Source organism: Mycobacterium sp. E2327 (assembly GCF_001672675.1).
Taxonomy (GTDB): Bacteria; Actinomycetota; Actinomycetes; order Mycobacteriales; family Mycobacteriaceae; genus Mycobacterium.
Genome location: NZ_LZKE01000019.1, coordinates 1 through 12559, shown reverse-complemented (window position 1 = coordinate 12559; position 12559 = coordinate 1). Strand labels below are relative to the sequence as shown.

Annotated in this window: 13 protein-coding genes; 10 read left to right on the top strand and 3 right to left on the bottom strand. The window is 67.1% G+C overall.

The window, feature by feature from the left end; all coding sequences use genetic code 11:
* The 4 genes from A5712_RS31685 to A5712_RS02330 all read left to right on the top strand — a co-directional run.
* On the top strand, positions 1 to 282 hold a 282-nt coding region (locus A5712_RS31685), incomplete at its 5' end, for a hypothetical protein (RefSeq protein ID WP_231981937.1).
* Between the two features lie 78 nt (positions 283 to 360).
* Positions 361 to 1020 (top strand): helix-turn-helix domain-containing protein, encoded by a 660-nt coding sequence (locus A5712_RS02340; RefSeq protein WP_197519279.1) that lies wholly within the window; start codon positions 361 to 363, stop codon positions 1018 to 1020.
* An 80-nt stretch (positions 1021 to 1100) separates the two neighbouring features.
* Positions 1101 to 2795 carry a thiamine pyrophosphate-binding protein gene (locus A5712_RS02335; RefSeq protein WP_068100769.1) on the top strand — a complete coding sequence of 565 codons (1695 nt, stop codon included), beginning with the start codon at positions 1101 to 1103 and terminating at the stop codon, positions 2793 to 2795.
* A complete protein-coding gene (locus A5712_RS02330) occupies positions 2734 to 4134 on the top strand; it encodes an FAD-binding oxidoreductase (RefSeq protein ID WP_197519278.1) in 1401 nt (466 codons plus the stop codon). The genes A5712_RS02335 and A5712_RS02330 overlap by 62 nt, the downstream gene beginning before the upstream one ends.
* Positions 4135 to 4153: 19 nt before the next feature.
* Here A5712_RS02330 and A5712_RS02325 read toward each other — a convergent pair whose 3' ends face one another.
* On the bottom strand, positions 4154 to 5170 hold the full coding sequence (locus tag A5712_RS02325) for a TIGR03617 family F420-dependent LLM class oxidoreductase (protein ID WP_068100765.1): 1017 nt from the start codon (positions 5168 to 5170) through the stop codon (positions 4154 to 4156).
* Positions 5171 to 5193: 23 nt separating this feature from the next.
* Complete coding sequence (locus tag A5712_RS02320) at positions 5194 to 6165, bottom strand: GlxA family transcriptional regulator (RefSeq protein ID WP_197519277.1); 972 nt, start codon at positions 6163 to 6165, stop codon at positions 5194 to 5196.
* A 168-nt stretch (positions 6166 to 6333) separates the two neighbouring features.
* On the opposite strand from A5712_RS02320, the gene A5712_RS02315 reads away from it, so the two are divergent.
* The 5 genes from A5712_RS02315 (at position 6334) to A5712_RS02295 (ending at position 10610) form a co-directional block, all read left to right on the top strand.
* Positions 6334 to 6984, top strand: coding sequence for an HD domain-containing protein (locus A5712_RS02315; protein WP_068100764.1), 651 nt, complete (start codon positions 6334 to 6336; stop codon positions 6982 to 6984).
* 191 nt (positions 6985 to 7175) lie between these two features.
* Positions 7176 to 8534 (top strand): NAD(P)/FAD-dependent oxidoreductase, encoded by a 1359-nt coding sequence (locus tag A5712_RS02310; RefSeq protein ID WP_068100762.1) that lies wholly within the window; start codon positions 7176 to 7178, stop codon positions 8532 to 8534.
* A 109-nt stretch (positions 8535 to 8643) separates the two neighbouring features.
* Positions 8644 to 9294, top strand: coding sequence for an HD domain-containing protein (locus A5712_RS02305; RefSeq protein ID WP_068100760.1), 651 nt, complete (start codon positions 8644 to 8646; stop codon positions 9292 to 9294).
* A 17-nt stretch (positions 9295 to 9311) separates the two neighbouring features.
* Entirely contained in the window at positions 9312 to 10016 is a 705-nt protein-coding gene (locus A5712_RS02300) for a nitroreductase family protein (protein WP_068100758.1), read from the top strand.
* Between the two features lie 48 nt (positions 10017 to 10064).
* Positions 10065 to 10610, top strand: a complete 546-nt coding sequence (locus A5712_RS02295) for a cupin domain-containing protein (RefSeq protein WP_068100756.1) — start codon at positions 10065 to 10067, stop codon at positions 10608 to 10610.
* Here the strand turns inward: A5712_RS02295 and A5712_RS02290 are convergent.
* Positions 10607 to 11254: a TetR/AcrR family transcriptional regulator gene (locus tag A5712_RS02290; protein WP_068100754.1), complete on the bottom strand. Its 648-nt coding sequence runs from the start codon at positions 11252 to 11254 to the stop codon at positions 10607 to 10609. The two genes, A5712_RS02295 and A5712_RS02290, sit on opposite strands and share 4 nt — an antisense overlap.
* Before the next feature lie 117 nt (positions 11255 to 11371).
* Here A5712_RS02290 and A5712_RS32595 point away from each other — a divergent pair.
* On the top strand, positions 11372 to 12559 hold a 1188-nt coding region (locus A5712_RS32595; RefSeq protein ID WP_369830348.1), incomplete at its 3' end, for an AAA family ATPase.

Here is a 12559-nt window from a genome sequence, read left to right as displayed (position 1 = left end):
CTCCTTCGCCTCCGGACTCGAACAGCCGCGCAGCGAGATCCTGACGTTCCTGGCCGCCCGCGAGCCGCCGCACCCCCGAGTCCGCCGCCGCCCACCGCGGTGGTGCCGCCGTCGCCGGACGGCTCGACCACGCTGTCGGCGGCCAAGGCGGCCGCCCTGCAGGAGATCCAGGCCGCGATCGGCGCGGCGAAAGACGCCCAGAAGAAGGGCGATTTCGCCGCCTACGGCGCCGCGCTGCAGCGGCTGGACGACGCGATCAACAAGTACAACGCCACGAAGTAGCGGCGGTGTGAAGTCGGTGCCGGCAACGGCAGGCTAAAGGAGTCGGTGGTGGGCCAGTCCGAGCCGGATCGTATGGCCGTGGGTAAGCATGCGGGCGCGGCGGGCGGCTCGTCTCGCCACGACGGTCGTGGGGTTATCGAGAGCGCATTCGAACTGCTGGAACACGTGGGCGCGTTGGAACCAGTGCGGCTGCTCGACTTGGCGAACGCGAGCGGCATCCCGCGGGAGACGGTCCGTCGACTACTGCAGCAGTTGATCGCAGTCGGGGCGGTCAGGCGTGAAGGCACCCGCTACCGACTCGGCGCGAGCCTGTTGGGGTTGGGTTCGCGGGTGAGCCCGGAGCGTCAACTGCGCGTGGTCGCCCGTCGACCGATCGCCGAACTCGCAACCGCCACGGGGGCCGCGGTTCAGTTATCTGCGGTGATTGGCGGTGAACCGGTGTTCCTGGACGCGGTGGACGCCCGCGTCCCAGGGGTATTCACGGCCGAGCCGGGAGCCAAGGTGCCGTCGGGTACGGCGGCCGCCCGCGCCTACGCCGAAATAGGCCGCACCGCACCAATAGTGGATGCCGGCGGCGTACAGGCGAATCTCAGCTGTGTCGCCGTAGCGATTCCTCTCGGCGGCGATTCGGCGGCTGCCGTGTCGACCGTCATTGCCCAACGGCGCCCGCCGCTCGGACTACTGGCTGCCACCAGGGCCACCGGAACCCGGATCGTCAGCCTGCTTCGCGCACCGTGAAAGGGTGACCGGCGGGAAAACCCACTGAGTGGGCGCACGCTGGCCGTCGCCCCCGTCGCTTCTTAACGTTCGTAGGCGTGATGGGGGATGCGCGCAAGACGGGCGCGGAAGTATTGTTGGCGCAGTTGGAATCTCAGGGCGTGGACTGCATTTTCGCCTCTCCCATCGCCGTGATGGCGCCGGTGTGGGAAGCGATTGCCCGGCGGACCGATGACATGACGCCGCGCTACTTCCGTTGTCGTCATGAATCGCTGGCGGTAAGCCTGGCATCGGGCTACTACAAGGCCACCGGCCGAAGCCAGATCGTCTTCTTGCCGACATCGCTGGGAGTTCAAAACGCGTCGATGGCCCTGGGCACCGCGCTGCAGGAGCGCACGCCGATGACGGTGCTGTCACCTGACACGTTCAGTTATGGTGATGACCCCGACGGCGATCCCGGTGCCGAATGGCCCTCCCTGCTGACCGACCATGCCGGCCCGGCGCGCCACGGCGAAGCCGTCGTCAAGTGGGCGAAGCGCGCACGCACGCCTTCCGACCTGGTTCATGAACTCCGGCGCGCCTGCTTCATCGCCGAGTCCGTCCCAACGGGACCAACATTGCTGGAGGTTCCGTTTCAGTTGTTGATGGCCGACGCTCACGTTGACGTCCCCACGTGGGTTTCCCCCGCACCGATCGTCGCGACACCAGAACATATCGAGCGAGTGGCCGAAATCCTTATGAGCGCCACCAACCCCATCATCATCACCGAACACGGCGGGCGCACCGACGCGGACCGCGACGCCCTTATAGGCATTGCCGAGGCGCTGTCGGCGCCCGTCTTCGAATTCTGGAATCCCGCCTATCACAACTTCCCGCGGTCGCATCGGCTGTATGGGGCGGGGCCGGTGGAAGCGGTGCTCGGCGAAGCCGACGCCGTACTCCTGGCCGGCTGCAACGGACCATGGCACCCGCCAAATACGGTGTTACGCCCAGGATGTGAAGTCATCCACCTCGAGCAAGACCCGCTGCGCCCGCGAGCCGCCTATTGGGGCTACCCCACCACCGAGGCGGTCGCGGGAGACCTCTCGCTCAACCTGGCCGCCCTCGCGTCCAATCTGCGAACGCGGTCGGCCGCACGGGCCGAGGCCGGCGAGCGGTGGGCCATCTATTCGGAAAGGGTCCGCGCCAACGGCATCGAAGACACCCGCCAGTCAGAATCGCAGGCAACCGATTTCGTTCCGGCGGCCAGTTTGTTCGACGCGTTGCACGAGGCGCTGCCCGAGGACGCGATTTGTGTCGACGAGATCACGTCTCAAGTGCCGCAGATGATTCAATTCCTCTACGCCCGCAAGGCTTTCCAGCAGTATCGCGGGTGGGCGGGGGCACTGGGCACCGGGCTGGGCACCGCACTCGGCGTAAAACTCGCGCGCCCGGGTCAGCCGGTCGTCTGCATCGTCGGCGACGGAGCGTGGCACTACAATCCCGTTCCGGCTGCCCTCGGATTCGCACAGGAATACGGCGTCCCGCTGTTCATCGTGCTGTGCGACAACCGGCAATACGCATCCCAAACCCGGAATCTCCTCAAGTACTACCCCGGTAGCGCTGCGGTCCGCGAAGAGAACTTCGTCGGCAACGTCATGGAGCCACCACCCGACTACGTGAGGCAGGCCGAAGCATACGGCGGCACAGGTGAACGCGTGCAGAAGCGCGACGAGCTGGCCGGGGCAGTGGAACGTGCGCTCGAAGCCGTCGCGTCGGGACAGACGTTCCTGCTCGACGTCATCGTCCAACCGTAGGAGCCAAATGACTAAGACCGATGCGATAGCCGCGGCCGCCGACGGTGCGCCCTTGATCTGGAACAAGGCGGCGCAACATCGTCCGGCTTTGATCGTGCGGGTCGAGTCACCGGGCGACGTAGCGCAAACCATCCGGGTGGCGCGTGAGCGCGGGATGCGGCTCTCAGTGCTCGGCGGCGGCCACGACTGGGCGGGGCGCGCTGTGTGCCACGGCGGTCTGGTGATCGACATGTCCGGGATGCGGAGTGTCACAGTCGATCCCAGGTCCAGGGTCGCAACAGTGGGTGGCGGTGTCATCGCGGCCGACTTGATCGACGCGGTCGCGCCGTACGGGTTGGTTGCGGCCACTGGCAACTGCGGTGGCGTCGGCATTACCGGCTTGACGCTCGGCGGGGGCTACGGACCGCTCAACGGGCGGTTCGGCCTGGCATCGGACAACCTTCTCGGCGCCGAGGTCGTCCTGGCGGATGGTCGAATCGTGACGGCCGACGCGACTCACGAACCGGAGCTTTTCTGGGCATTGCGCGGTGGTGGCGGCAACTTCGGCGTGGTCACTTCCATGCGGGTGCAATTGCATCCGCTCGACCGCTTGATCGGCGGAATGATCCTGTTTCCGTGGTCGCAGGCCGCGACGGTGTGGCGCGGGCTTGGTGAGGTGTTGTCGACGGCGCCGGACGAGCTGACCGTGCAAAGCGGAGCGATGTCCGGCCCAGACGGCAAGCCGGCGGTTTTTCTGGCCCCGGCCTGGAGCGGCGATCATCGTTGCGGCCAAGCCGCCGTCGATGCGCTCACTAAACTTGGATCCCCGCTGAGCGCCCAAGTCGGGCCCATGACGTCCAGCGAATGGGTGAACCTATTCGACGCCTGGGATGTCCGTGGACAGTCCTGGGCGATTCGCACCCGCACGATCGCGGGCTACACGCCAGAGGTCATCGATGCGCTCGTCGAAATCGGTCGGACACTGAGCACACCTAGCGGCATCTCCATCCACCACTGTCACGGCGCCTCGACCGCCGTCGCCCCGGCCCACACCGCTTTCGCGAACCGGCGCCCACATTTCGTCGTCGAGATCGTCGCAGGCTGGGAGGGCGGAGACAGCGCCCGACATAGCGGGTGGGCCGACGCGGCCTCGGCCGCGCTTGCCCCCCACGCGCTGCCCGGTGGCTACGCCAACCTGCTCAGGCCGGACGACCAAGAACAGATCGCAAACGCCTACGGCGAGAATGCCATCCGACTCGTTGCCGCCAAGAAACGCTACGACCCCGACGGTGTTTTCACCGCCATCCCACTTCCCGGCGTCAGCGAGGGCAAGAGATCCGATGTTGAACATCGCCGGTAGGCGGGCGCGATGCTAACCCTTACCGTCCCTGGATACGCCGGGCCACCTCGCCGTAGCGCTCGAAGCGCTCGCGGTCGCCCTGGGCGTTGTAGAACACCAACCGCGTGGCGATCCGGCCGTACTTGTCGCTCAGCGCGTCGGCCAAGCCGTCCCACGTCGACTCGGTGGCGAAGGCGGCGATGTGCTCGTCGCTGATCTGGGCCGCCATGCCGGCGAAGTCCCCGGCCTTCTGCTTCTCGCGGATGCGCGCCGTCGTCCCCTCGAACCCGGCCTCGTCCCAGATGAACGCGTAGTTGGGGGTGCTGCCGTAGAAGGACATGCTGGCGCGCACCGACTCCCGTTCGTTGTCGCGCTCTTCGTCGGTGTCGCCGACGATCGTCATCACCGGCACGATCACCGCGACGTCTGACGGCGACCGCCCCGCCTTCGCCGCCCCGTCCGCGATGTTGGGCACGACGTGACGAGCAAGGTAGCCCGGCTCGCCGAGCGGGTGGACGTGCACGCCGTCGGCCACCTCGCCCGCCATCCGCAACATCCACGGATTCACCGCCGCCACATCGACTTTCGGGTCCGGCGCGTCGATGGGCCCGGCGCTCCACTGCGGGCTGATGAAGTCGAGATCGTAGAACAGGCCGTGGTGGTCGAGCTTGCCCGTCCGGAACGCGGTGAAGCACGCCTTCACGGCGAGCACGTAGTCGCGCAGCCGTGGGCCCGGACGCTCGAACGCGACGCCGTAGCGCCGCACGACGTGCGTGCGCACTTGGGTGCCGAGGCCGAGCCGGAACTTCCCGCCGGTCGCTTCTTGAAGCTCCCACGCGGTGGCCGCCGTGATGAAGGGGCTCCGCGGGAAGGCCACCGCGACCCCAGTCGACAGCTCCAGGCCGGGCGCGGCCTGCGAGGCGACGGCAGCGTTGAGGTACGGCGTGCGGCCGGTCTCGGTCAACAGCAGGCCGGAGAATCCCGCGGCCTGGGTGCGACGGGCCAGGTCACCGACCCGGTCCAACGGCTGCGGGATCGCCATCACATCGATGTGCATGGCGGAACAGTATGCCCGATCGCCTAGCCGCGGGACGCCGAGCGGAATCTGTCCCGGTAGGCCTTCGGCGAGACGCCGAGATGGTCGACGAACACACGCCGGAGGGTTTCGGCGCTGCCGAACCCGGCCATGCGGGCCGTGTCGGCGACGGTGCGGCCGGCGTCGAGCGCGGCGCGCGCGGCGTCGATGCGCACCATTTCGACGTAGCGGGCCGGCGTCGTCCCGAGTTCGGACTGAAAGAGTCGGGTGAGCTGGCGCGTGCTCAGAGACGCTTGCGCGGCAAGCGTTTTCACGCTGTGGTTGGCCGTCGGGTCGGCCGCGATCGCCTCGGTGACCTTGCGCAGCGGGGACTGCGGCGGGGGCTCGGCCTCGACCAGCGTCGAGAACTGCGATTGACCGCCCGCGCGCTTGAGGTAGACGACCAGCCACCGGGCCACGTCGCGGACCAGCTCGGTGCCGTGATCCATTTCGACGAGCGCGAGCGCCAGGTCGATGCCCGACGACACCCCGGCCGAGGTGAAGACGTCGCCGTCGCGGACGAACAGGGCGTCCGGTTCGACGGCGACGTCGGGAAAGGCCCGGGCGAACAACCGGGCGTCATGCCAGTGCGTGGTGGCGCGCCGGCCGTTGAGCAGGCCGGCCTGCGCCAGGATGAACGAGCCCGTGCAAATCGACGCCAGGCGCCGCGTCCGCTCCGCCGCCGACTTGACCGCGTCGACGAGCGCGGGATCGATCGCCCGCCGCGGCAGGTTGTCGCTGCCGGCGACCATGATGATGTCGGCCGACTCGATCGACGAAAGCGCGTCCGTCACGCCCAACCGGGTGCCGATCGAGGTCGTGACGTCGCGGCCGTCCACCGACGCGATCTTCAGTTGATAGTCGGCGCCGAATCGGTTGGCCTCGGCGAAGACCTCGCCCGCCCCCGCGACGTCAAGCATCGTCACGTCGTCGAAGACGACGATGACCACCACCCGCGACGCGCCGGCTTTTGCCACGGACCCATTGTGTCGCAAAGTGTGGGAAACATGGCACCTCGGAGGGTGGTGGCCGGCTGACGACGAACTGCGGCGTCGCTTTCTGTGGAGAAGACGGCGCAATGGCCCGGGGTGGTCGCAACCCAGCGCCCGCACACTGGTGCTGTCACCCAAGCCAGGAGGTTGATCATGGAAACTCAGCCGCTCGACAGTATCGCCGACATCGTCGTCCCGGACACCCCGCTTGTGCGCGAGATCACCGAGTTCATCCGCGAGGCCGAAGACGACCTGCTCTTCGACCATTCCCGCCGGGTGTTCCTGTTCGGTGCGCTGCAGGGCCGCCGCCGCGGCCTGCAACCCGACCTGGAACTGCTCTACGCCGGCGCGATGTTCCACGACATTGGCCTCACCGAGCGCTACCGCACGTCCACCCTGCGCTTCGAGGTCGACGGCGCCAACGCGGCCCGCGACTTCCTTGCACAACGTGGCGTCGACAAAGCCGACGCCGACAAGGTGTGGCTGAGCATCGCGCTGCACACCACACCCGGCATACCCGAGTTCCTCGAGCCCGAGATCGCCTTGGTCACAGCGGGTGTCGAGACCGATGTGTTGGGCATCGGCCGCGATGACCTGTCTCCCGAAGCCCTCGCCGCCGTTACCGCCGCCCACCCTCGGCCGGACTTCAAGCGGCGCATCCTGGCGGCCTTCAACGAAGGCATGAAGCACCGCCCGCACAGCACCTTCGGCACCGTCAACGCAGATGTGTTGGCGCACTTCGACCCGACGTTCGCCCGCGACAACTTCGTTGACATCATCCTGGGCAACACCTGGCCCGAATAGGCGCCAGGACCCGTCCGGCCGGTATGTCGCGAATCATGGGATAGCCGTCTGAAATTGCATCGGTGCCCGAGCCGTCCCCGCCGCATACTTTCCACGTACCGCCGAAAAGGGGTGCGGCCAAACGTGTTTCGTAGCGACGACGCCGACCACGGGGCTGAGGCCCGTCGCACCAAAGACAGTTTGGAGACGACTTGCCTGAATCTCGGGGCGCTGCTGTAATACTCGGGGCCAGCATCAGCGGGCTGCTGGCCGCGCGGGTGCTCGCCGACTTCTATGAGACCGTGACCGTGGTCGAACGCGACGCCCTCCCGGACGGACCGCAGACCCGTCGCGGGGTGCCGCAGGGCGCGCAACCTCACACCCTGCCGACCCGGGCGGCAGGGATCATGGACCAGCTGTTCCCCGGCTTCCTTGACGAGCTGGCCGCCGGCGGCGCGCGCGTCTGGAACGACGGCGACCTATCACGGCACTGCTTGACCTTCGCCGGGCACCGGCTGCTTCGTTCCGGCAAAATTCCCGATCCTGAGTCCATCGTTATTCACCATGCGCACCGGCCATTTGTCGAGTGGAATTTGCGTCGCCGCGTGCGTGGCATTTCCAATGTGACGTTCCTGGATGCCCATGACGTGGTGCGGCTGACCTCGACCCCGCAGGGCGAGCGCGTGACCGGCGTCGTGCTGGCTCCGCGGGACTCCGGGGTCGAACGGACCGTCACGGCCGATCTTGTCGTGGACACCACCGGGCGAGGCTCGAGAACACCGCGGTTTCTCGAGCAGCTCGGCTATCGGCCGCCACGCGAAGACAAATTGATGGTGCACGTCACCTACGCCAGCATGCGGGTCTACGTGGCGCCGGGCACGTTGCGGGAGAACTTCATTATCGAGGCGGCCGAGCCCGGCCGTCCCGTCGCATTCGCGATGTTCGGGGGTGAAGACGACACCTACGTGCTCGCCGTGCAAACGATGGCCGGGCGGCCCGCGCCCACCGATCGCGCGGCTCTGCTCAACAGCCTGACCGACGTCGCGCCCCCGCATGCCCTGGCCGCCGCGCGGTCCTCGGAACCACTCACCGACGTCGCGCAGTACAAGTTCCCCTCCAACCGGTGGCGACGCTACGACAGGCTGGAGCGCACGCCCGGCGGCCTGATCGTGATGGGCGACGCGATGTGCAACTTCAATCCCCTTTACGGGCAGGGAATGTCGGTCGCCGCCATCGAGTCGCTGATCCTGCGTGACTGTCTCGAGGCAGGCGAACAAAGCCTCCCGCGGCGGTTCTTCGGGCTGGCCGCGAAAGAGATCGGCGTGGCATGGCGGGCCGCCCTGGCTTCCGACCTGGCGTTGCCGCAAATAGCCGGGCATCGAACGGTGTCCATGCGGCTGCGCAACGCCTACGTGGACCACGTGCTGTCCGCCGCGGAGACCGAGCCGGTGATGGTCCAGAAATTCCTGCGGATGATGAACATGGTCGACCAGCGCGGCGAGTTGTTCCATCCGTCGACGATGCTGCAAATCATCGCCAAACCCCGAAAGCGCCTATACGCAACGAGGTAAGGACACCGTGGACGCGTGTCGGATTCTGTGGGAAAGACGGCCCGAACGGCACCGGTGAATGGCCGCGCGGCACCGGAGGATGGAGCTAGTCCACGAAGGAGAAGCGATCATGGCAATCCAGTCCATCGAGACCATCGCCGGCATCGTCATCCCCGACACGGCAGTGGTCCGGGACGCAACCGACTTCATCCGCGGCGCCGAAGACGACGTGCTCTTCCACCATTCCCGGCGGGTGTTCCTGTTCGGTGCGCTGCACGGGCTCCGGCTCGGCTTGGCTCCGGACCCGGAGCTGCTGTACGTGGGCGCGATGTTCCACGACCTCGGCCTCACCGCGCGCTACGGGACGTCGACGCAGCGCTTCGAGATGGACGGCGCCGACGCGGCGCGCGACTTCCTGCTCGAGCGTGGCATCGGACAGGCCGACGCCGACAAGGTGTGGCTCGGCATCGCACTGCACTCGACGCCCGAGGTGCCCGCGCGCCTCGACCCCGTAACCGCTTTGCTGGCAGCCGGTGTCAAGACCGACGTGGTCGGCGCGGGGCTCGAGGCCCTGGACCCGGACGCCGTCGACGCGGTGACCGCCGCCCATCCCCGTCCGGACTTCAAGAACCGCATCCTGGCGGCCTTCAACGACGGCATGAAGCACCGCCCCGACACGACTTTCGGGACGATGAACGCCGACGTGCTGGCGCACTTCGACCCCACGTTCAAGCCGGGGAACATGGTCGACTTCGTTCTCAACAGCAATTGGCCCGAATAACGGAAGGGAGCGGACAAATGGAGATCCACGAGGCGCTGTACACCACCAGGATGATGCGGCGGTTGCGGCCGGACCCGGTCCCGCTGGACGTGCAGGCCCGCATCCTCGATGCGGCCGTGCGGGCACCCAACGGTGGCAACACTCAACGCTGGCACTTTGTCGCCGTCGACGATCGGCAACTCATCCACGAGTTCGGCGAGCTGTTCCGGCAGGCCCGCGCGCTCGAATACGAGAAGTTCAGCACGGGGCAGGGACCGATGGTGGTGCCGGGGCCCGGTGCGGACCTCGCCGCCCACGCCGAGACGATGCGCCGGATCAAGGGCTCCGGCAACTACCTGGCCGACCACTTCGACGAGGTTCCCCTGTTGTTGTTCGTGTTCGCGATCGACGATCTCGGCGGCGCCAACATCTACCCCGCGATCTGGAGCGCCCTGCTCGCCGCCCGGGCCGAGGGCGTCGGCGGCGTCATGACGATGGTGCTCAACAACTTCCGGGACAAGGTGAACGAGATGCTGGGCGTGCCCGTGGAGGAGGGCTGGAAGATGTCGGCCATGCTGACCCTCGGCTACCCCCTGGGTAAGTGGGGCGTGGCGGCCAATCGTCGCCCCGTGCACGAGGTTTCGTCCCGCAACCACTGGGACGCGCCGTTCGGTGTCGAGGTACCGGAGCCACTGTGGTCGCCTCGAGACGAGGCGGAGGCCCGCTTGACCGCCGTGGGCTAGGACGCGCCGAAGCGCGGCCTCCGAAATATTAACTATAGTGTGGTTATAATGAATAACGTAACTTCCGCGGATCGAAACGTCAGCGCCGTCTTGGCGCAGGTTGCTCACACGCCGCCCGGCCCGACGCTCGACGTGTTCGGCGCGACCCTCGAATTCCTCAGCTGGACAGACGAATTCTGCGTCATGCGAGGTGTGGTGCCGCCCGAAGGCGTGGTGCCACTGCACCGGCACGCGGACGCCGAGGACTTCTTCATTCTGTCCGGGCAGCAGGAGGTTTTGGTCTCCGAGGGAAGCCGGTTGGTATGGCGCACTGCTCGCACCGGTGACTACGTCCGTGTTCCAGGTGGCATTTGGCACGCGCATCGCAACCTCACCGATCGGCCGGCGGTCGACCTCATCGTCACCACGGCGCGCCTCGGCCGGTTTTTCACCGAAATCGGCCGCCCGCTCACCGACTCGCTGAAACCGCCGACAGCCGAAGACCTTGCCCACTTCGCCGCAACGTCAAGCAAGTATGGATACGAGCTGGGCACGCCCGAACAAAACGCCGCGTACGGGATCGCCGTGCCGGGCTTCCCCGGCGAGTCAGGCTAGCGGCGGTTCAACGCCCCGGCGGCCTGGGATAGCAACCACCGCTCGGTTTCATCCCAGGACCACCCGCGGTCAGCGACCAGGAGATGCCATGCCTCGTGCCCGAAGTAAAACCACAAGACGTCGATTGCCCGCGCTACCGTCATCGCCGGCGGTAGCGCCTTGAGCTTTCGCAGCCGCCCCGCGATCTGGCCGAGGGCCTGCCGATATCCCGCATCGGACTGCCGAAGGATGTCGGTTGCCGACTCATCGACGGCAGCTGCGTTTTTCATGACCTCGACGATGTCGTGATACCGCTCGTTGTCCACGCGGATTCCGTGAGCGGCGATCTTGAGGACCTCTTCGCCGGACCTGCTCTTACCAACGGCCGACAGTGTCTCCTCCACAATGGGATCTTGCATCGCCTCATCGATCAGGGTTCCCAGGATGGCGGCCTTGCCCCCAGTGCTGGCATACACGGTGGGCGGTGCCACCGATGCGCCCGCCGCGATGTCGCCCACGGTCACCTTGCCGTAGCCATGATCGAGGAACAACCCCATCGCGGTGTCGAGGATCTTTCTGCGCGTGTCCCAGGCAGACTGCGCCCGGACCGCGGACTCATAGCGGCGAGTGGGCTTTGCGGGCGTGCTTCTGTTTTCTCGTGCCATTGCTCCCCATTGGAAATGGACCATATTTAATGTAGACTACCTCTACCGAATATGACCCAGATGTGAGCGACACGCCGAGAGTGCGCGTACGACAGAGGTTGTTGAGTGGGTGGGACGGTGCGGTTAGTCGGCCGACGGGCGGAATGTGCGGTTCTCGACCAGCTAGTCGAGGCGATATTCGCCGGACAGAGCCGTGTGCTCGTCCTGCACGGCCAAGCGGGCGTCGGTAAATCGGCATTGCTGGACTACGTGAGTGCTCGGGCGTTGGGCTGCAACGTCGTTCGTGCGGCTGGTGTCCAGTCCGAAATGGAGCTGGCCTTCGCGGCGCTGCACCAATTGTGTGGGCCGATGCTCCATCTCGTGGATCGGCTACCCGAGCCGCAGTGCGATGCGCTCCGGACGGCGTTCGGCATGGTTACCGGCCCGCCGCCAGATCGGTTTCTCATCGGCCTGGCCGTGGTCGGCTTGCTGGCTGAGGGCGCCGACGAGCGGCCGCTGATTTGCCTGGTCGACGACGAACAGTGGCTCGACCGGGCCTCGGCTCAGGTACTCGCTTTCGTCGCACGGCGTCTACTGGCCGAGTCCGTCGGCCTGGTTTTCGCCGCGCGCGTGCCCGGACGGGATCTGGGCGGATTGCCGCACCTTGAGGTTGAGGGTTTGTGCGACGCCGAGGCGCGGGCGCTGCTGGACGCGGTGGTGACGGGGCCCCTTGACGCCCAGGTGCGTGATCAGATCGTCGCCGAGACGCACGGAAACCCGCTGGCACTAGTTGAGCTACCGCATGGACTCACCGTCCAACAGTTAGCCGGCGGATTCGGTCTGCCCAGTGCCGCACGGGTTTCCGGAACGGTCTTAGATAGCTTCCGGCAACGCATCGACGCCATGCCCGACGAGACTCGCAGACTGCTGCTGCTGGCCGCGGCCGAGCCAACGGGCGATGCCGCCCTGATTTGGGCGGCAGCGACGGGTCTGGGGATCGAGGACAGCGCTGCCGCGCCTGCGGTCGACGGGGGGGTGCTCGAACTCGGCGCTCGCGCGCGGTCGGCAGACCGCATCAACTCGGCGGCGACGTCGTCGTCCGGCTTGGCCGTGGCCTGCGCGAGGTGCCAGGCGCGCCGGTCGGGATCCAACAGCGGATCGGTGACCTCAGCCAGGGCTCGGTGGGCCTGCTGTCGTCGCTGCTGGGGCGCGGAATGGTACGCCGCCGAACGGGCCAGCGGGTGGCGAAACCGCGCGCGAGCGCCGAGTTCGAGCACCCCCCCGTCGACCGCAGGCGCGGCAGCGCTGTCCTCGATCCCCAGACCC

Bases quoted from the DNA above. Each gene is read 5' to 3' on its own strand.
- A5712_RS02335 (WP_068100769.1), top strand. From the start codon at position 1,101: ATGGGGGATGCGCGCAAGACGGGCGCGGAAGTATTGTTGGCGCAGTTG.
- A5712_RS02325 (WP_068100765.1), bottom strand. From the start codon at position 5,170: ATGCACATCGATGTGATGGCGATCCCGCAGCCGTTGGACCGGGTCGGT.
- A5712_RS02315 (WP_068100764.1), top strand. From the start codon at position 6,334: ATGGAAACTCAGCCGCTCGACAGTATCGCCGACATCGTCGTCCCGGAC.
- A5712_RS02305 (WP_068100760.1), top strand. From the start codon at position 8,644: ATGGCAATCCAGTCCATCGAGACCATCGCCGGCATCGTCATCCCCGAC.
- A5712_RS02300 (WP_068100758.1), top strand. From the start codon at position 9,312: ATGGAGATCCACGAGGCGCTGTACACCACCAGGATGATGCGGCGGTTG.
- A5712_RS02295 (WP_068100756.1), top strand. From the start codon at position 10,065: ATGAATAACGTAACTTCCGCGGATCGAAACGTCAGCGCCGTCTTGGCG.
- A5712_RS02290 (WP_068100754.1), bottom strand. From the start codon at position 11,254: ATGGCACGAGAAAACAGAAGCACGCCCGCAAAGCCCACTCGCCGCTAT.